We start from the raw sequence: 21798 nt of genomic DNA on the forward strand, positions 1-21798 counted from the left end.
AAGTATCGGGGCCTTTCCAAAAGGGTAGCGATATTCTATTTCATTATTAAATATATCGAGCATAGCATGGGTGAAATCTTTGACGTTTTTGAATTTGCCTATCATAACCCTAACAGTTCACAGGCAAAAATTTGTCAAGAAATGCCAGGCTTATCAAAAGAACTAGCTTTACGATTTTTCGCCTAGTAGCTGTATATCCCAAAATGTGTTAGCGTTTCCCACACTAACACCAGTCTATTAATTAAGCCGCTGCCCTTCGGGGTGGCGGTTTTTTTTATGCCTGAAATTTGGAGCCGCACATGCAAGACAAGAAGTTATTGGGCGATGAACTCTCACCAAAATCGACCATTAATGCCACTACGGATATGAGTCTGTCTGCTTTTCTACCGAAAGGCTTTCAGTTTGAAGTCCCTAAAGCGCCGCAACGGAACTACGATGTGACGTTAGGGGATACCGCTAAAGCCGTGGGTAGTGGCGCTCTGCGTTCACTGGCTGGCCTTGGTGAACTCTCGGATAACTTCCTTGGTGTGGGGGAGGGCTTTCGAGATTTGATGTCGTCTGGCTCGGATTATCTGCAAGAGAGTATGACTCAAGATGGCCGTGACGCCCTGAACTCCAGAATCTTTGAAGAAAACGAAAATGGCAATCCGACGTTTGCCGAAGGTGCGGCGGATATCGATGTGTGGGCGATGAAAATCGCTGACGGGCTAGGTTCGCTGGCGGCCAACTTTGCCGGTGGTGGTTTTGCAGGTGCGGGTGCAAAAGTGGCACTGCGCTCAACCATTACTAAATCGATGCTGAAAAAGGGCATGACAGAAAAGGCTGCGCAAGCCGTGGCTGATAAAGCGATCTCTCGAATGGCGGCCACCGGCGCGGGTGCAACGGGTGTAGGAACGTCGCTCGGTGGTGCAAGCATGGATGCGCGTGACGCGGTAATGCAGATGGATAGCTCATGGCTTGCGGATAACTCGGAGTATTTTCAGCAATCCTTGCTCCGCTTTGCCGATGATCCGCAATATCAGGGGATGAGTGCGACGGAGTTATTCGATCTCGCCAAGGAAGAGACGGCCAGTTATGCCAGTTTGCAAATGTCTACCGACCCGACCGCCGTGGCGGCCTCTGTCGCCGGTGCGATGGGTGATAAGTATTTGTTTGGCGCGTTACTCGGCAAGATGGGTAAAAAGGGTATGGTTGCCGGTGCGGCGAAAGGCGCACTCGCCGAAGGCGGTACGGAGTTTATTGAGGGCTATGGTCAGACTTATGCCCGAAACCAAGTGATCAATGAGGTGACGGGGCAAGAGATTGACCCTACGACCGGTGCTTTGGTGGATGGCTTGGAAGGTGCGGTGATCGGTGGTGCGCTCGGTGGTCCTATTGGTGCTGTCGGTGGGTATCGAGCTAAAGGGCAACCGACTGAGAATACACCGGCGCAAACGAACCCACATAATGTCAGTGATACTCAAGAGCAAGAGATTGCAGAGCAAGCCGCAGATGAAGCGCAAGCGATGCCTAACAATGGGGATGCACCTGCGCAAACTGCCGCGATGAATGCGGTTGATCCTACGTTGAACCCACAAGGGCAATACGATGAGTTGCTGCAAGGTGCGCAGCAAAGACAAGCCGATAATGGCAGGGATGCTGCAATCCGCTCTCGCTTTGCGCAAAGTCGCCAAACGCTTACTGAGAATGGTGTGCTGCCAGAGCGCAACGCTTACCAAGAAACGATTGAGATGGCTCGCGCCGTAGACCCCACACGAGCTACGGAGATTGAGCAATTCCTGAAAAGCGAAGAGGCTGACCAAAATCCAGAGTTGACCGCACAGCTAGAACGAGAGTACGAGTCTCTTGCGCAAAAAGGGCGTGATCTCGATATTGACCCGACGTTAACCCAAATTGAACACCGCCAAAACCAAAACCGTTTGGATATGGCCAAGCGTGAAAAGCCGCACCAGCGTATCGAGCGCAAGCAGAATGAGTACCAGCTCGATGATACGGTAAGCTCACGCAAAGCAGCGATTCGCGCAGAAATGGAGCCTCAGTTACTCCAGGAAGACCGCAATAAGCCTGAGCTTTTAGAGCGTATGGTGGAGCTGGAATACGCCCGCCGCTACCCACAACCTGAGAAAGCGAAAATAACCGGCGATCAGGATGATGGCTTAGCGCGGTTTAAGTCTGCCCGTTTTGACCGTGATACGGCGCAAGCGGCGATTGAAGCTAAGGCGCAGGAGAGTAAGAACGCCGCGCAATTGGCCGCCGCACAGCGCGAAAGAGACAGCCGCCCTGCTTCACCGGATGAGAATCCAGCATGGTTTGGTGTGCATCCTGAATCGGGTGAACGCACCACGCGCGCTTTTATGCGTGACTTAGCCAACCAGAAAGGACAGGTACAAGCTTCTGAGCGCCAAATCGATCTCGATGCGCGCCGTGAGCGTTTAGGTCAGCCGGTATCGAGCTTTATGGAACGCCCGAACTCGATGAAAATGCGTGAACAAGGCAAGACGCCTATCCGTGATTTTGCGGGGATTGCGGGAAAAACGTCAAGAATGTCGAAGCGTTTACGCAAGCGCTTAAGTCGTGCTAAAGGCTTTGATACCGATGCGGTTTTAGCGGAATTTCAAAACCATGAGAAGCGCCTCGCCGCCTATGAAGAAGCCGCCCGCAGCCGTGCTGAGTATGAGGCGAATCTGCCTGAGAATATCGAGCGTCGTAAGAATGCCGAAGCGCTGTTTAAAGAGTTTGTTAGCGACACTGAGGCGCGTACCTTTGCTGAGAACGAAATCACTCAGACAATCAAACGAATTAATGCGTTAGTTGATGCCTCGCCACAAGGTTCGGTATTAGAGCTGGATGGGCAAACCAGCTCATTACCGGTTATTAAAAAGCAGATGGCACACAGTGTGCGCAATTTGGCGAATCAGTTTGTGGGTAAAACTGCCGTGATGATGAACGCCGCCGCGATTAAGGAAGAGGCTAGTACACAGTCCATAGGAAGCTTGGACGAGCCCAATATCATTCGACAAGCAAAAGCGGTGATCCGCGAGGTCATTGATAACAATGGTGGAGCCAAACCCAAGCTTAAAGGCGTACGCGAAGCTTATCGAGATAAAGGTTTTACCGCAAAGGCGCTGCAAGAAGCGCTAGGCGATAAGTCCCTTGCGGATTTCGAGCGTGAGCAAAAAGAGAGCTATACCGATAAGCTATCTGCTTTATCTGAACCTTCAATTCATTCTGGCCAAGAAGTACCACTACAGTCAAAAGGAGATATCGACCATGGCAACGAAACCTCAAATACAGCAAGACTTGATGAAAGATCTTCGCCGCAATCCGAAGTACAAGAAAATGAGCAACGAGGAACTGACGCCAATCGCTCAAGCGTTAGCGAAGAAGACGCGAGCGCGGGAAGACGAGCTAATGAGTCTAGGCGTACATTACCTGACAGCACAGAGCGAAGCGTATCGAGAGACGCTATTGAACGCCTAGCGCTCGATGAGGTGGATAACCTCGCCAATGGAACTGCTACAGAAAGAATAGCCGCGAATATTGCGGCGATTCGCTTAATGAAGGATCTCACTCAGTCAGGAATGCCCGCTACGCTTGAGCAGAAAAAGGTACTGGCACAGTATGTGGGATGGGGTGGTCTCGCTTCTGTGTTTGATAACACGAACACCTCTAAATCACAGCAAGCCGCACACCAAGAGCTAAAAACGCTGCTGACCGAAGAGGAATACAACAACGTTCGGATGAGTACCCGTAACGCCTTCTACACCTCAGAGGCCGTAGTGAAAGGTATGTGGAGTGGCGTGAAAGCGTTGGGTCTTGGCAACAGCCCGATGAATGTGGTCGAGCCATCGCTGGGTTCAGGTAACTTTATTGGTTGGCAACCGTCCGACATGCGCGATCAATCGCGCTGGTTTGCCTCCGAACTCGACCCCGTGACCGGCAATATTGCCAAACTTATCTACCCCGAAGCCGATGTTCAGGTAAAAGGATTCCAAGAAACGCCGTTTAAACACGGCGTTTTTTCTTTGGCGATTGGCAACCCACCTTTTGGCAGTCAGTCTATCCGTGACAACAAGAACCCTGATATTTCAGGGATGGCGATCCATAACTATTTCATCGCTAAATCAAGCAAGCTTTTGCATGAAAACGGTTTGCTGATGATGGTGGTGACAAACCGCTTCCTCGATACGCTGAACAAAAACCACAAACAACTGAACCAAGAGCTGGATTTTGTCGGCGCGGTGCGCCTGCCGAATACGGCGTTTAAGATCAATGCCGGTACGGAAGTGACCACGGATATCGTGGTGTTTCGCAAGCTTAAGCAGGGGGAAACCGCCAAGAATACCGTTTGGACGGACGTAGACGGCGAGGTGAACGGTTTTCGTGTTAACCAGTGGTTTGCGCAAAACCCGCAATACATTCTGGGCGAAGTCGCGCAAGGCAAGATGTACCGTGGGGATGAAAGCGAATCGACGGTGAACCCTGTTTCTCAACATGCGAACCTTGAGCAGTCAATCAGCAAAGCGCTGGCCTCACTCGCACAAGGGCAAGATTTAGCGTTAACCCCTGAAACCAAAGATGCGATTGCCGGTGAAGTGATGTTGGCGGAATCCGACCTTGCGATTGGCGGCATGATGGTGAACGCCGACGGTAAGGTGATGCGCCGTGGCGACGATCGCCCGACGAATGGTGCTCAGGTGTATGAAGTGACGCCCGATTCGATTTGGAGTGATGATGGGTGGCGGTTGGATTTAGCCCGCCATTATGTGGAACAAGGTGATAAAGCACGCCTACAACGGTTTGTGGATGATGAGTTTCTAAACAAAGGCAAAATCAAAAGTGATTTTTCTGGCGTTAAGTACAAAGCGGCGGCGGTTCAGGCGGCGCTGGATTACTTAGCCGGCAAGCAGACAAGCGCGCAAGCGTTAAAAACACTTGGGGATTCGATTGATCAAACCCGCCTTGGTGAGAACAATTACCGCAAGGTTAAGGCGATACTGACCATTCGCAATAGCGCACTGGCACTGCTGCGCGCCGAGAAAACCGGTGCGGGGGATATCGAGCGTCTGCGTCAGCGCCTGAACGTGCAATACGATGAATTTGCTCAGGCGTTTGCGACCAAAGGCAAAAACAGTAAGCCCGCGACGCTGACTGAGAGCTTGAATCTTCTCGATGGCGATACAGGGATTGAAGCGGGCTTAGATAACGTCAGTGAGAGCGGTGAAGTCACAAAGAGTGATCTCTTCTCAAAACGCTTGCTCTTCCCTTACAAGCGCCCTGAATCAGCCAGCAACGTGGCGGATGCGGTTAACTACTCGATGCGTGAACGCGGTAAGGTGGATATCGAGTACGTGAGCGGTTTGCTCGGTCTTGGCCATGATGAGGTGCTGGCGAAGCTGACCGAAGGTGAAAAGCCGTATTTGTTGATGAACCCTGAAACGCAAAAGTATGAGTTCATCGACGATTACTTATCGGGCAATGTGAAGGTGAAGTACCAAGCGGCGAAGAGTGCAGGGCTAGACACCAACGTGAAGCTTTTGGAAGCCGTGATTCCTGAAGACAAAACGCCAGAGCAGGTGAAGCCCTCTATCCGTGCAACATGGATTGACTCTGATGTGTTTGAACGCTTTGCCGAAGCGTTAGGTTATAAGGCGACGGTGACGGTTAACCGTCATATCGGGGCTATTTCAGTGTTGGGCGAGGCGGGCGGCACACTGAGTGCATTAGGCTCACAGTTTAAGCATGCCCGCGCCACGTTGGCGGATTTATTGAACTCTGCCGCTAATGGTAAATCACTGGTGATTTACGACACCAATGGCAAAGAGCGCACCAAAAACGAGAAAGCGACTAAGGAAGTTAACGCGCTGGCCAACAAGCTCGCTTCGACGTTTGTGACGTGGGCGAAAAGTGATGCGCAGATTGCTAAGCAAATCGCCGATAACTTTAACGAGCGGATTAATACCCACGTTAACCGTAAATACAACGGGCGTTTGTACTTGCAAACCGTCGGGATGAACCCTGCGGTCGATATGCGTAAAACCCAGCTCGATGGCGCGCTTCGCATGATCCAGAGTAAAAATACGTTACTCGATCATACCGTGGGGCGGGGAAAACCTTTACGGCCATTACTGGCATGATGGAGCGTAAGCGTCTTGGCCTAAGCAAAAAGCCGATGGCGGTGGTTCCGAACCATATTCTAGGCTCCTTCCATAAAGATATTTTGACGCTCTACCCGTCGGCTAAGGTGCTGGTCGCGGATGATAAAGCCTTTACCGCCAAGAAGCGTAAGCAGTTTTTCTCACGCATTGCGACCGGCGATTACGATGTGGTGCTGATGGGGCATAGCCATTTGCGCGCCATGCCCAATGATATTGAGCATTTTCGCACGGTGATTAACGAGAAAATTGACGAGCTGCGCAGCGCACTGGAAGAGGCGAAAGCCGAAGCTAAGCAGTCTGGGCAGCGTGGGGCGACGGTCAAACAGATTGAGGACTCGATTTCCCGTCTGCAAGACAAAATCAAAGAGAAAGAGGAAGCGCTGAGTAAGAACGCTGACCAAATCGGGTTTACCTTTGGGGATTTAGGCGTGGATTACTTGGTGGTCGATGAGGCGCACGAGTTTAAAAACCTGACTTACGCGACACGTACTGACCGTGTGGTGGGGATGAACGATCCGAAAGGCTCTGAAAAAGCGCTCGATTTGCTCATCAAAACCCGCAGTATTCAGGGCTTAGAGAACGGTGGCGTGACCTTTATGACCGGTACGCCGATTTCTAACAGCTTAGTCGAGGTGTACACCATGATGTATTACCTTGGCCACGACACGCTGAAAGAGCTGAAAATGTCTTTCTACGACTCTTTTGCTGGCTCTTTCTTCAATACGGAAATTACCTTGGAATACACGCCAACCGGCACGGTGAAAGAGCGCAGTGTGTTGAAGGGACTCAATAACATGCAGCAACTTTCGACCCTGTATCGTCAGTTTGCCGATGTGATCACCCAAAAAGATATGGTGAACATCTTCCGTCAGGATGTGGAGGCTAAGAACAAGGCGACGGGCGAGAATAAAGCGACCCGATTCCCTATCCCTAATATCAAAGGCGGCAAACGTCAGCTTAACATCGCACCGGCGACCGAAGCGCAGCGCGAGTACAACGACTATCTGATTGCCCGTATGGAGGCGTTTAACCAGCTCAAAACCAAAGAGGAGCGGATCGCTTACGCTAAGATTGATAACCCACTGTGGGTACTGACCGATGCGAAAAAAGCCTCGCTCGATGTGCGCTTGGTGGACCCGACCGCACAGCGTGACCCAACAGGGAAAGTGGCTCGCGCCGCCGAGCGGATCAAATCGATTTACGACCAGTGGCAGGAAGATAAAGGTACACAACTGGTGTTCTCCGATATGGGGACGCCCGCGAAGTACGCGATTGCAACCGTGAAAGCAGACCTGAAAAACTTGGCGGAAACGGTCTTAGGTAAGGGCAAAGCGGCAGCATTTATTTCCAGTCGTTTGGAAATCTACGAGGTGGAAATGCCTTACTCGCAAACGCTAAAAGAGTTGGTTGATAAGGTGAACGCTCAAGCGGAAACCGGCGAGATTGATGCTGACCAGTACGAGAAGCTGGAAGAGCAGATCCGCGAACTGACCGCCTCTACCATGACGGCGGATACCGGCTTTAGTGTGTACGATGACCTGAAAGCCTCGCTGATGGAAAAGGGCATTCCCGACGATGAGATTGCGTTTATCCACGACTACAACACCACGTTGAAAAAAGAGGCGCTGTTTGATCGCGTTCGCCGTGGTGAGGTACGGGTATTGATTGGCTCATCGATGAAGATGGGCGCGGGAACCAACGTGCAAAATCGTTTGGTGGCCTTGCATCACATGGATGCGCCTTGGCGTCCGTCTGATATGGAGCAGCGCGAAGGGCGAATTGTGCGTCAGGGCAATGAGTTTTACCAACGTGCTGCGAACGCGGGTAAACCGGAAGACTTTGAGGTTGAGTTGATTGCTTATACCACTCAAGGTTCGAGTGACCCTGTGATGTGGCAAATCCTAGAGCGTAAAGCGGGCGCGATTGAGCAGTTCCGTAACGGCGAGTTAGATCAGTTTGTTGAAAACAGCAATTCGGATGCGGATAGCTACGCGGAGTTTAAAGCCGCGTCAACCGGCAACCCTATTTACCGTTTGAAACTGGAATCGGACGCTAAGCTTTTGGATTTAGACAGCTCTTACACGGCGCAAGCCAGCTCGATTGGCGCGGCCAAGCGTTTTGTAGAGCGTTTTGACGATGAGAAAGCCGCGATTGAATTGCGCCTTGAAACGCTGCGTAAGGCCGATATCACGGAGTTTGATGCACAAGCGTTCACAGAGCTGTACCGTGATGCACAAGCCGATTATTTAGCGGCGGATAATGAATACGATGCGGCGATGGCGATTTACTCTGAGCTGGATGCGAAAACCCGCAAAGAGCGCGGCTTGAAGAAGCCGCAAAAGCCTAAGCGCCCAATGATCCATGAACTGGATGATGAGTATTCCATCGAGCTGAATAATTCCATCATTCAGCCCGCGATTGCGGCGGTCGAGCAATCTCGCCGTTGGCAGGGGGAAATCAAGCTGGGTAAGCAATTGGGCTTGGTGATGGACGTGGATTACTTCACGCATGAGGGGAGCAAAACGCCTCTGATTGACGTGCGCTTGGTAGATGGCAAGGGTAAGACCATCGACTATATGGCGCGAGGGATGCAAAGCAGTTCGATTGTACAGTCGCCTAAGCTGATGAATGCGCTGCACCTCAATGCGATTGCCACGGCGTTAAATGGCGAGCAAGAGCGCTTCGAGAGAAAGCTGCAAAGCTTGCAAAGTACGCTCAAGGATTCGCGCCAGATTGCCAAGATGGATATCACCGCGCTCAAACAAGAGCTTGATGAGGCGAAAAGCCGCAACCTGTGGTTGTCGGTAGAAGCCTCGATGGCCGATATCAAAGAAGAGCTACGCCGCAGTGAAACGCCCAACAAGTTTGTTGACCGTGAAAAGCTGCGCAAAGTGAAGCGCTCCACCTTTGACCCGAACTCTATCCGCCCTGAAACGGTTGAGCATAACGGCCAGCGTTACCAGACAGTGGGTGTGCGCATTCCTTATCCCGGCTGGCAATACGATTCAGTGATGCCGGCGCTCGATGCTAACGGGGATTATGTGCATCTTCTTCTTTCACACAACTCAAAAGTGGGGGAAGCGCCGGTACTGTCAGAGGTGATACCGCAACCGACTCAAACGCCCAAAGCGGAGTATGCGTTTTTAGCTGAGGCTAAAGCGCGCCATGAAGCGCGCCAAATTGAAGAGGCCAAACGCGAGATAGGCTCGCCAGTGGATGAGCCGTCGAGGGATTCAGCGGCGAGAGATGGCGTCGTCTTGTTTAGTCGTACCAGTACGAATGCAGGGCGTACCGGGGTGAAAACTGGAAATATAGCCGGTGGTATCACTGTGAAACGGAGCGCCATTGATGCGGTGACTCGCACGGCGCTCGGCAAGCTCGGCCTCAAAGACTTCACGTTCCGCTTTGAGACGGTGGATACGGAGACGGATCTTCCTGATTATGTAAAAACAGCCATAGCCAAGAATGATGCCCAAGGCGAAGTGTACGGGCTTTATGACACCAAAGAGCACAAAGTCTGGTTGGTCGCTGAAAAACATAATTATGCCTCAGAGGTAGAAGAAACGATTTTTCACGAAGTGGCTGGTCACGTTGGATTAGCGCGATTGCTCAAAGAAGGTAAGGCGCAACCGGATATGAATACCCTAGCCTTAAGGTTAGGCGGCATCAAAGGGATTCAACGGCTTGCAGAGAAAAATGGTGTGGATTTAGCACCTTACTTAAATTCCACGCAGACGCTCACTAAGGCAGATGCCGAGGAAATACTGGTACAGGAGCTGGTGGCGCATCTTGCTGAGCAGCAAAAGTTTGCGACCCCAATTCAACGTTTATTGGCGAAAGTGCGCGCTATGCTGCGCTCGTTATTTGGTTTTATTTACTCCCCTGAGTTTAACAATAATGAATTACTCACCTTGGTATTCAAAGCGAAGGAGCAGCTAAAAGCGCCGCCGCCAAAAGATAAGGTGACAAGACCTGAGAATAATACGCTGTTTTTCTCTCGCTCAAAATCGCAGGGCGTGCCAGCGGATACGGCCTCTACATCAAACCAGATGAGCGCCGATGAGGCGCTGGCTCAAAAGCAAAACGCTTTGGTGAGTAAAATCAAACAGGCGCTGTATGGTGCGCCTGTGATTGGGCAATCGCTCGATGCGCTTGGCCGCAACAAATACGCGATGTTGACGCTGCGCCAGATGGGGGAAGTCTCCACCGTCATTGATAAGCCTTTGGGCAAGATGATTGACGCCTACCAAGATGAAATCAACTCTATGGTGGTGACACAGAACATGTTGGCCGAAGAGGCGGCCAAGATGGCCGAAGACCTTAGCGATTGGGCTAAGGCGAACCCGAAAGAGGCGGATGAACTCTTTGCTTTTGCGCACGAGGCGACCTTGGCGGATGTGGACCCGTCAGAGGCGTTCCAATCCCGCGAGGAAGAGCTTAAAGAGAGTATTGCTAAGCAAGAGCGGATTTTGAAAGAAGAGGGCGGCTTAAACAGTGAACGTGGCTCTAAGGCTTGGAAAACCCTTCAAGAAGAGCGAGAGCTTTTAAAACAAGAGCCAAACCGCCGCAAGCGCCATGTGGAGTTACGTCCCAAATTTGCCCGCCTCAACGCTGAGCAGAAGCACCGTTATCGACAAATGCGCGATCACTATTGTGCTCAATCTGAGCGGATGAATAAAGCGCTGGAAGAGAACATTGTCCGAGCGGTGTTTGATGCCAAGATCCGCAAAGCGATGCTGGCCGAGTTGCGCCAGCGTCACGAGCGCGCCGCCAAAGGGTTGTACTTCCCATTGTCACGCCACGGTGATTATTGGATTGACTTTGCTGATGAGAACGGCGAACGCCAATTTATGATGTTTGAAACCAAAGGCGAAATGGAACTGGCCGCTGAGAAACTGCGTAAGGCGGGCTTTTCTCTCAATTCTGGTATGAAAGCGCAATTTAATGCGGTGCAGAAGGCGTCGCTGCCGTTTGTGGCCGATGTGTTGCAGTTGGTAGAGCAAGCGAACATGCACACACCGGCGAAAGAGTCGCTGAGTGATGAGATTTACCAGATGTATTTGCGCACCTTGCCCGCTCGCTCGATGCGCCGTAACTTCATTCACCGCAAAGGCGTTGCCGGTTTTAGCCAAGATGCGGTACGAGCACTGGCCGACCAAGGCTTTAGACAATCGCGCCAGCAAGCCAGACTCGACCATATGGATATTCTGGATAACCACCTCGATAGCATTCAGAAGTACGTGCATGAGCTACCGAACAATGTGGAAGCCGACCGTGTAGTGGAAGAGTTGAACAAGCGCCATGAATGGGTTCGCAATCCTTCCCGCGCTGGTTGGGCGCAAAAGCTGACCAGCTTAGGCTTTGTGTGGATGCTGGGTTTAACGCCTGCCGCAGCACTGGTGAACTTAACCCAAAACCTTCAAGTCGCCCTGCCTATTTGGGGTTCCCGCTACGGTATGGCGGAGTCTTCCAAAATGATGAGCCAAGCGACGGCGCAATACCTGAAAGCAGCATTTACCCGAAACCGCCCGAAAGGTCAGGGGATATTGGGAAGCGTGCTCACCAGTGGCGAGAAAGAGGCGATGCGCCGTGCGGTTGCGCAGGGCGTGATTGATGTTACGCAAGCGGCGGACTTAGCTGGTTTGGCAGAGAACCCCAACGCGAAGTATTCAGGGACTTGGAACAAAGCGATGAACATCATTGGTTGGGCTTTCCACCATGCCGAAGTGTTTAACCGCGAAGTGACCTATATTGCGGCCTATCGTCTTGCTATGAAGAAACACGGCGACCATGAAAAGGCGATCGCAGATGCGATTAAAGATACGTGGGATAGCCATTTTGACTACTCATCGATTAACCGTGCGCGCTTTATGCAAAGCGATATGGCGGCAGTCGCCCTACAGTTTAAGCAGTACAGCCAGAACATGACTTATTACTTGTGGGCGAACCTAGCCAAAGCGCTAAAAGGGGAGACGCCCGAAGTCAAATCGATGGCACGTAAACAGCTTTTAGGAACGTTGGCCTCGACCTTTTTTATTGGTGGTGCGGGTGCGTTGCCATTGTGGGCGATCACCACGGCGATTGAAGCGGCGCAAGAGATTGTGGGGGATGACGACGAGCCATTTGATGCGGAAACTGAATTAAAACGTATGCTGGCCGAAGCATTTGGTAAAGAGAACGCGGCGTTAATCTGGCATGGCGCTTTACCAAGTATTTCTGGCCGTATCTCACTCAATGATTTGTGGGTGCGCAGCATTAATCGTGATGTGGATGCCTCCGCCGCGTATGTGGAATACATGAAGCAAGCGTTAGGACCAGTGATTGGTGGTATTGGTGTTTCATGGGCGCAAGGCTTGGCCGATATTTCTAACGACCAATTTGCTCGCGGTATCGAGCGTATCCCGCCGAAAGCGATTAAAGACGTGCTTAAAACCGCTCGATACATCAATGAAGGTGGCGTGAACACGAAGAACGGCGACGAGATTGTGAGTGATCTAACGGCCTTTGAGCTGCTTGGCCAAGCGTCTGGTTTTGCGATTGGCCGTGCGAACCTTCAGTATGATGAGAACAATGCGATTAAGAACTATGAAACCTTTATCGTTAAGCGCCGCCAAAGCTTGATGAACGCCTACTACACGGCCTATCGCCTGAAAGATGGTGAAGCAATGAAGTCGGTGATGGTGAAGATCCGCAAGTTCAATCAATCGCAATATGGTAAGCGTAATCCTATCACTACTGAAAGCTTAAGGCAGTCGCTGAAAGTGCGAGCTCGCAAGCGGTCAATTACGCAAAATGGAGTTCAGGTGAACCCCAAAATGAATTCACTCGTTATGCAGTATGATTATTTCTAATTATTTGGCCGATAGGGTGGCTTTTAACCAATGATATCCTTTAAATAAATTCTGTTAGTCACTAGGTGATCATAGGAGAATGCTCGGTCATTAGGCCGAGCATCTGGGTCAAAACCATTTTCTATTGTCTTTGAACAATGAATTTTTAGTTTGGTAAAGGGGTATATGTCCATGGATCTTTAGTAAATAACCAATGTTGCCAAACATCATTGATGTCACATCCAGCTATATATGTTGTTCCATACTCATTCGCCCAATATAGTCCACCTTTTTTCGAACTTAGGCAAAACCCATCATTTGCTGAAGTACGAATATGTCTATCTTTAGTCCGGAGAAACGTAGCAAAGGCACCAGAACAATTTTTGTCATAGTATGTTTCATTTGAACTTATGTTATAGTTCAAGCATTTTCCTGTTTTATCCTTAATTTGTATTTTTGTACCAAGGTTATCTGAAGCGAATTGTGAATCTTTTGTAGGTGTTAGAGCACTCACAACGAGTTCGGCAGAATAACCAGCGCTGTATGGTTGAGCAAGAGCACAGGCATACATCCAAGAGTAACTAGAATTTAAAGTTGGGTGCTTTTCCGTAACATTAACAGGGTGATCAAACAGGCATACGGGACCTCCTCCCCAAATGTAGCTGCCGGGTTCTCCATTCCATGCAAGAATAGCAACATTGGCTTGTGGTCCACCATAATTTAAAGTATTTCTTAATCCAATTATCTCCAATTCAGATATTGTTTTAGAAGGTGCATCGGTCGTGATAACCGAGAAGTTTTGACTTTCTTTACCAAAAAGAAATGCCCTATCACCTCGTTTATCATCAGTATCACTTACACCTTCAAAAGTAGAATATCTATCAGATAATTGATAACAACATGTACCGTTACTATCGTAAAATGCCTTATTTCTAGGAATGTCTCTAGGAATTGGTCCTGGCCCAGTATAGTCTGGTATTGCATTAAAATTACCTAGTGCAACTTTAGCACTATGAGCAGTTTGAACTAAATCATTCAACAAACCTTGAGGCTGTTTTAAATTTATTTCAGCCATTTTATCTCTTGCTATCCATGCTTGCAATGAATCGCCAATATTCCAACCCTTGTCTTTAAATTCCTGAAGCATATTGGTTGTGTATATAGGCATGACCATAGGCTGCACAGCGATATTATTCTGACGAAGATCATTAACAAACTCATCAGGGAAAGGATACATCGTAGCTTTAATTTTAAATATTGTGAGATCAGATGCCTTTATGCCTGCACCATAATCTCTAGTATCCTCGTTGATCAACTTTGCGATAGCGATTGCACTCTCTTTTGATTTTATATCAAAGATTAATAATGTGCTCATTCGATTATCGAAATAATGATCGTACACTTCTTTTATTGATACAACTTTTTCTGAAGAAACACTTTTTCTGTCAGGGTTTAACAATTTCAGATTCTTGATGGTATCCCAAGGAAGAGTCGATGAATTTGGGTTTGTACCTGTATTTTTCTCAGGGTTAAACTTTGTCCCACCTAATATCTCATAAGCATTTGTTGTGCGCCCTAGAGTAAAGTCGTGCATCAAAAATGGGACTCCATCCTTTGTTTTTCTTACATCTAATTCGACAGCTTCGATACATTCTCTATCGGCTGCTTTTAATGCAGATAAACTGTTTTCAGGGTTATTATTAGTTTCATCTCCAGCCCATAACCCTCGATGAGCAATGACTATTGGTTTGTGTGTTATGCCTACCGTTTCTTTAAGCGCTTGAGTGACAAGTTTTGGATTGAAACACCCAGCGTAAGCCGTATTCGCTAGACTAAATATCGCAGTAGCCGCTATCCATTTCCATTTACGTTCAAGCATTATGACCTCCTAAAATTAACTGAACTTCAACTCAGTGTATGCTTGTTTTCAGAGCGTCATTTTAAATAACGCTCAACATAGACTACTTTGGATTTGTCATACTTATTGCGCAAAATGTCACATTTATATAACACCAATGCTAAAGTTAATTTGATGAAATTACTAACAAATAATAACTAGGTGAACTAAATATACGCTAGAATCTAAGATTTATGCTTTATGGGGAAACAGGATTGTATGCTGTTATTTTTACATGAAGAACAAAGTATAGTATTGTAGGAATAATAAATTTTAAAGTAAATCCATAGGTCCATTTGGCACTATGTGGACGCATAAGTGCTGGAATTATAAAGTTTGATGATTCGCGCTAACTCAATTAAATGTATATATTCTCTAATAGATATACATTGTATGAATGCGATTTTATATTAAAACCAGTTGAATTAAAGATTTTATTGTCGAATATTAATTTCATTTAAGCCATTGATTTTAATATTTATTTCATGGTGACAGGGTTTGAAAATACTTTTTCACACGGTTTTTATATTTTTTCATACGATATGACTTATCTAATAAAGCATGAATGATTTAGTATGTTCAATATTGTCTTTAATTATTTCACACAAATGTGACTAATCTTCATTAATCTATTAAGAATAGAAGACTGTCTAATAACGTTATTTAACAAGGATTTGCTAAAATAAGTATTGATGTTCTTGAGAATACAATAAATAGGCCTGTACATTGAATTCTAATAGGGGTCAATTTTTAGCATGCGAAATGAATTAAACAGATTGTATAGGATAGAATTCTCTAGAACTCCTATGTTAATCTACCCCCGATTTCTATGATTACTTATCGATAGACTTAGACCACTGCTCAAGATGATTATCGAACACTAAATACTAACAGGTTCAGGTCATTATTTTGCCAATAGATGGTTGTCTTTGATTCTACTAAAAATCAAGATTCATAAGGAGCGCAGCATTTTAACATGAAAGAACTCATTAAATGTGTTCTGCTCTTGCTTTTATCTACCAGCTTAGCGGTGGTGATATTGGGAACGATATTGTTCAAGTTAGAGTCTTCATATACCCCAGAAAGTGCTCAGGTTATTGGTCGCATGCTTTGGTTTCCAGAGCCTACTGCAAGAGGGCTTAGTATTGTAGAAAACATGCACCCTATATACAGGATTAGAGTCACTTGCGGTTCGCCTGATGAAATTTGTTATGAAGGTCAGTTTGCGTATAAAGGTGACAAACTCAGTGGCATCGAACTGACAGATTTTGCGAGCTACTTAGGGGAAGATATCGTATTAATAAATGGCGAAAGTTTAGAGCCTGTAGAGTAGGAGCTGTAACTTTCTGATTTTATAGATTATTCATCTAACGAATCAGTTTCTAAGTTGTAGAAATACAAGGGTTTAAACTTATAGCCCCATTTTAGCCCCAATGATGATGATTCTGCCATTAATGCATTGATTATAAAGAGTATAAATGAACAGTGCGTAATATGTTTGAAACTTGGTATAAGATGGCGAGCCTGATTCAATCGGGTCTTGATATCAGCCCAGTTATCACGCATCACTTCAAAGTGGATGACTTCCCAAAAGGCTTCGACATCATGCGCAGCGGGGCTTCCGGCAAAGTTATCCTCGATTGGCAGTAACCGAAAATCTCTCCACAGAGCGCTCCGTAAAGGGCGCTTTGTTTTTGGCTAACACTGTTTTTATAAACAGTAAAGTGGAAAATACGATCGAATATAGCATTTCAAAAGGCCTTGATTTAGCCTAAAGACTTCCCATCATCGTTTGAATAAAGGCATTATTTTAATAAGAGGCGGGAAGAGGAGAATGATGTGAAATGGAATAAGACTTACACATCATAATCACTAGGTTCTTAAATAAACAAAGACTATTGATTTTGTTTAAAAAAGCGCTCTGCATGAGCAAAAAGGTTATCACAGAGGATCTTTTGTTGAGCGTACTCTTCAGAATCCACGGACATTTCTCCAAGAACCGCTTGTGCACTGTGGTACTCTTTTACCATTTCTTCAAATTTTGCTTCATAAGCGCCCTTTTTATTTTTTTTAGGCAATCTAACTCTTTTGTTTTTCATGGGTTTACCTTTTAATGTCATGTGACGAATATTTATTTTTACTTGTCAGGATATCTATATTTAATAAATGTTCATCAATATTAAAATCCAAGCTGTTAAGAAATTATTTAAGGCTTGACTTATATCTTGAGAAATAAGAATTCACTTAAATAAAACGATAGTTCTACACTTCATTGGTTATATGACATTGAACTTTTTAAAATTTCAATGTAGGCGTTTTCTTTGCTTTCTATAGATAATCTCGTGAGAGATGCATTAAGAAAGTCTAATAAAAGTAAAGAGTGCGCTACTAAGTGCTTAGTTCCACTACGTCACTCAAAACAAAACCGAGAAGAGATTCAGACTAACCACGGAATGAATATTTCAAGATAAAAAACGAGGCTCACTATACACGGATAAAATGAAATAGATAGAAAATTTATTATCCCTTGCATAGTCACTCTATCGTAGCGCTGAGCGTAAAATCTGAATTCATATCCCTTAACTACTTGAAGTTGCAGGTAGGCGACAAATGAGTGACAAATTTGCACTGATGTAAGCTGGCCTTTCTTTGATGAGAGCCAAGGATGGCTCTCAGAAGCCCCATGAGCATAGACAGACTATGTGATTAGGGGGAACGAAAGTAGCCAACATCACCGCATCTTCAAGTAGGAAGAGTATAGACCATTTGTCCGAAATACCCAGTATGGAGAGGTGGTTCCCCGTGTAGAGATTCTGTCACAATAAGCAAACGGATGATTGTCAGACATCTAGCCAAATGAGTTCTAAGAAAAATAAAAAAGAAAAGGCTGGCTATTCTCGATTCTATCGGTATACTGCACATCAGCTCCTAAGAAGAGAGCTATTTAGTTTTAAGATCGACATTTCTCTCAGTTCATCATCGATACCCTCGTTTACGTTCCTGCGACAAAATATTTATCTCTAAATCATGAAATAGCACTTATTAGCTAAAATTAATCCTAAAATTCAATATCAATATAGAGGTATCTATGTCTACTAAATCAACTGGTTCAGTAAAATGGTTCAACGAGACTAAAGGCTTTGGTTTTCTTTCTCAAGACAATGGTGGTGATGACGTTTTCGTTCATTTCAATTCTATTGTTTCAACTGGATTCAAGACGCTAGCGGAAGGCCAAAAAGTGTCTTATGTCGTTGAAAAAGGTAAAAAAGGTTTACAAGCTGCTGAAGTAACAGTGCTGTAAAACTGTATGTGGCACCACTCTATTGTGGTGTCACACATCTCCCTGATTTTTCTTCAGTCTATATACCCAAGCTATCTTAAAAAATTTCACAGCATTAACTGCATCAGTCACGGTTAATATCTATTTAATACTTTCCGTATAAATACCTTTGGTATATATCTAATATTAGGTAATGTTCGCCTAATCCTTCAGTTCCATCTTCTGGAATTTATATTAATAGGCTCGTAGTAGAGTCAATTTCGCCTAGTGCTTTATCCATATAAATTGGTTTATATATTGAAAGCGGTTGGCGAATAAATGAGAAACACATGAAATTAAACTTATCCGCACCTACAATCAATATTACCCATTATGATCACGTTATCCCTAGTCGAGATTGTATTCTTAGTCTATTCGATAAAGTAAAACACTATTTAAGTCACGAACAGATCTCGCATTCGACGGGGCTAAGTGAGAAAAATCAAAAAGAAGCGCTGAAAAAACGGCTCAGAGCAATGGAGCGTGACGGCCAGCTCACCTTTACACACAGAAGAGGCTATCGAAAAGTTGATCAAACCGCGTTAGTCTCGGGCCGAATTAGCCTGCATGCTGATGGTTTTGGTTTTGTCTCGTATGACGATAATCAAAAAGACCTATTTTTACCTAAACATCAGCTCGACCATGTGTTTGACGGCGATATCGTACAGGTTTTAAAAGGACATGCTCAGCAACAGGGCCGTTCAAATCATCGTTTGATAAAGATTGTTGAGCGAAAGACGACTCACATTGTCGGTTTGCTTAAGAAAAAAGGCGTTAATTTCTATCTATCTCCAGAAAAATCAACGTTTTCACAGATCATTCATGTCAATCCAAATCAATTTACAGCCAAAAGTGTGGGGAAATTGGTTTACGCCCAAGTGACTCAATATCCTGATCACAAACACTCTACTATGGTTGAGATCACCGAAGTTTTGGGGCGTCCGGGTGACTCTGGGATTGAGGTAAAGCTGGCATTACATCGTCACGGTATCAATGAAAAGTGGGAGAGTGAGGTATTGAGCGCTGCCCTAGCTTTGGGAACGGATGTAAATGAAAAAGATAAAATGCAGCGTGTGGATTATCGAGATCTGCCTTTTGTCACTATAGATGGTGATGATGCCAAAGACTTTGATGATGCTGTCTATGGCTACCCGATGGATAATGGTCAATGGAAACTGTTCGTAGCTATCGCAGATGTATCTCATTATGTTCAGCCGAATGATCCCTTAGATCTTGAAGCCCAAACTCGCGCAACGTCAGTTTATTTTCCAGGTTATGTCGTCCCTATGTTGCCTGAAGCCTTATCGAATGGTTTGTGTTCTCTCAATCCGAATGTTGACCGCTTGGTCTTAGTGTGTGAAATGACCTTTGATGATGCGGGTATTATGCTGGATGCCGAGTTTTCTGAAGGCCTTATTCACTCCCATGCTCGGTTGACCTATAACCAAGTCAACGAGACGATTCTCAAACCGAATCAATGGAGTCATTCTCGTTCAAACAAGGTTGAGAAACACTTACTCAACCTGCATCGTTTATATCTGAATTTGCTGGGGCAACGTCAAGTGAGAGGAGCGATTGATTTTGATACTCAAGAACTCGCGTTTACTTTAGATAATAAGAAGAAAATTGCCTCGATCGATCCTGTTATTCGTAATGATGCGCACCGAATGATTGAGGAATTCATGTTGTGTGCGAATGTGGCTACCGCGGAGTTTTTACAAGAGCATAAAATACCCAGCCTATATCGTGTGCATGCTGGCCCTCAAATGAAAAAGCTTGCTTCACTGCGCATGATGCTGGCCGACAAAGGCTTAGTTCTCGGTGGTGGTGATAAACCGACGTCGCATGATTACAACGTGCTGTTAGAGCAGGTTCATGATTTAGAAGAAGGGGATGTGATTCGTACTTTGTTGTTACGTTCGCAAAGCCAAGCTGAATATTCACCGAAAAATCAGGGACACTTTGGCTTAGCTTATGGGGCTTATGCGCACTTTACTTCACCCATTCGCCGTTATCCTGATTTGCTGGTACACCGAGCGATCCGTTCTAAACTACGTGAACAAGCGAAAGGGACGTTTCAGCGCCTACTGAGCAAGCTCAAATCACTCGGTCAATGCACCGGTGGGTCAACCAATTATCCTTATGATAGCAAGGCGATTGAGCAATTAAGTGTGCATTGTTCTCATCAGTCTCGTCAGGCGGATGAGGTGAGCCGTGAGGTCGAGAATGCGTTGAAGTGTCACTATATGAAGCCCTTTATCGGTCAAAACTTTACTGGTCGAGTATCTGGCGTAACCCATTTTGGTCTGTTTGTTGAGCTAGAATTAAACCGAATCGAAGGTTTGATTCCCCTCTCTAGCTTCCAAAATGGAGAGTTTGAGTTTGATGGGGTGAGACAAAAAATCGTTAGTCAAACCGCAACTTTTGCGTTGGGTACTCAAGTCGAAATTATAGTGAAAGAAGTGGATGCTAAACAAAGGAGAATTCTGTTTAGTTTTGCTGAATAGAAATATTGATTATGTTCATTCAGCCCCAAGCTGTTGGATGAATCGCTATTGCTGAACAATCCGAGTGTATTCGATACACTCGGATTTTTTATGGCATTTCGTTTAGGGTAGGGGGCTTGTCTGCTAGCTCGTGTAATCACTGATTTTGGCGATTTGCCCTTGGTTACGCTGCTTTTTGTATTGCTTAGCTTCCGATGAAAGAGGCGTGACCTTGCCGGTTTCTATCCAAGTGCGAAGGCGGTTAGCATCACCGACGGGTGACAGTTTGCCTTTGGTATCCAGCACGACGAAGGCGACTTGGCGTTTACCCATTTGTGTGCGCATGACAAGACAATGTCCTGCGGCATTGGTGAATCCGGTTTTCGTGAGGTCAATTTTCCAATTGTCGTTGTGCACCAATCGGTTAGTGTTACGAAAATCGAGCGTGTATCTAGGCTTAGAAAAGGTAACGGTTTTCTTATCGGTGGCGCTCAATTTACCCAGTAAAGGGTATTTTTTACTGGCTTTCAGTAATACCACCAAGTCGCGAGCCGTTGAGACATTTTTCGCTGAGAGCCCGGTTGGCTCGACAAAGCGCGTATTTTTCATACCTAATGCTTTCGCTTTGGCGTTCATGGCTTTAATGAACGCTTTATAGCCGCCCGGATAGTGGTGGGCAAGGCTTGCCGCGGCGCGGTTTTCAGATGACATCAATGTCAGCAATAGCATATCTTTTCGACTGATTTCACTGCCGATTTTTACTCGAGAGTGCACGCCTTTCATCTCTTTCGCGTCTTTGATGGTGATGGGCAGTTTGGCATCCATGGGCAGCTTGGCATCTAAGGTCACGATGGCAGTCATTAATTTCGTGACTGAAGCGATGGGTTTTACCGCATCAGGATTATTGGAATAAATAATCTCATTGGTCTTAAGATCGATCACCAATGCACTATTGGCAGAGAGTTCTTGCTTCTTAACGGTTTTTTTTACGCCAGCTTTGGTCGTAGTCGAGGAATCGGCGGAATGCGCTGGTATGGCAATGATTAAACTGCTGCATATCAGAAGAACATGACCAAGGCGAGAGAAGATCTTCATTTTGAATTCACTG

Annotated in this window: 8 protein-coding genes and 1 pseudogene; 6 read left to right on the top strand and 3 right to left on the bottom strand. The window is 46.4% G+C overall.

What is annotated here, in order from left to right:
• The first annotated feature begins 299 nt into the window (after positions 1-299).
• A complete protein-coding gene (locus tag CEQ48_RS20580) occupies positions 300-6137 on the top strand; it encodes a DUF8437 domain-containing protein (RefSeq protein ID WP_373419678.1) in 5838 nt (1945 codons plus the stop codon).
• Positions 6134-13009, top strand: coding sequence for a PLxRFG domain-containing protein (locus tag CEQ48_RS20585; protein ID WP_373419679.1), 6876 nt, complete (start codon positions 6134-6136; stop codon positions 13007-13009). Before CEQ48_RS20580 ends, CEQ48_RS20585 begins: the two co-directional genes overlap by 4 nt.
• A 145-nt stretch (positions 13010-13154) precedes the next feature.
• Here the strand turns inward: CEQ48_RS20585 and CEQ48_RS03985 are convergent, their stop codons facing one another.
• The gene (locus tag CEQ48_RS03985) at positions 13155-14867 is read right to left on the bottom strand and encodes a glycerophosphodiester phosphodiesterase family protein (protein ID WP_089070320.1); all 1713 of its coding nucleotides are present in this window, start codon (positions 14865-14867) and stop codon (positions 13155-13157) included.
• A 1123-nt stretch (positions 14868-15990) separates the two neighbouring features.
• Between CEQ48_RS03985 and CEQ48_RS03990 the strand changes: the two genes are divergently transcribed.
• Both CEQ48_RS03990 and CEQ48_RS03995 read left to right on the top strand, forming a co-directional pair.
• Positions 15991-16218, top strand: coding sequence for a hypothetical protein (locus CEQ48_RS03990; protein ID WP_089070566.1), 228 nt, complete (start codon positions 15991-15993; stop codon positions 16216-16218).
• A 155-nt stretch (positions 16219-16373) separates the two neighbouring features.
• Positions 16374-16535: pseudogene (locus CEQ48_RS03995) on the top strand (L-threonine 3-dehydrogenase); the annotation flags it as partial.
• Positions 16536-16780: 245 nt separating this feature from the next.
• Here the strand turns inward: CEQ48_RS03995 and CEQ48_RS04000 are convergent.
• Positions 16781-16984, bottom strand: coding sequence for a hypothetical protein (locus tag CEQ48_RS04000; protein ID WP_089070322.1), 204 nt, complete (start codon positions 16982-16984; stop codon positions 16781-16783).
• 989 nt (positions 16985-17973) lie between these two features.
• On the opposite strand from CEQ48_RS04000, the gene CEQ48_RS04005 reads away from it, so the two are divergent.
• On the top strand, positions 17974-18186 hold the full coding sequence (locus CEQ48_RS04005) for a cold-shock protein (protein WP_089070323.1): 213 nt from the start codon (positions 17974-17976) through the stop codon (positions 18184-18186).
• 308 nt (positions 18187-18494) lie between these two features.
• Positions 18495-20711, top strand: a complete 2217-nt coding sequence (rnr, locus tag CEQ48_RS04010) for a ribonuclease R (protein WP_089070324.1) — start codon at positions 18495-18497, stop codon at positions 20709-20711.
• 123 nt (positions 20712-20834) lie between these two features.
• Here rnr and pbpG read toward each other — a convergent pair whose 3' ends face one another.
• Positions 20835-21785 (bottom strand): D-alanyl-D-alanine endopeptidase, encoded by a 951-nt coding sequence (gene pbpG / locus CEQ48_RS04015; RefSeq protein ID WP_089070325.1) that lies wholly within the window; start codon positions 21783-21785, stop codon positions 20835-20837.
• Between the last annotated feature and the right edge of the window lie 13 nt (positions 21786-21798).

It is taken from the genome of Vibrio tarriae (assembly GCF_002216685.1).
GTDB classification, from domain to species: domain Bacteria; phylum Pseudomonadota; class Gammaproteobacteria; order Enterobacterales; family Vibrionaceae; genus Vibrio; species Vibrio tarriae.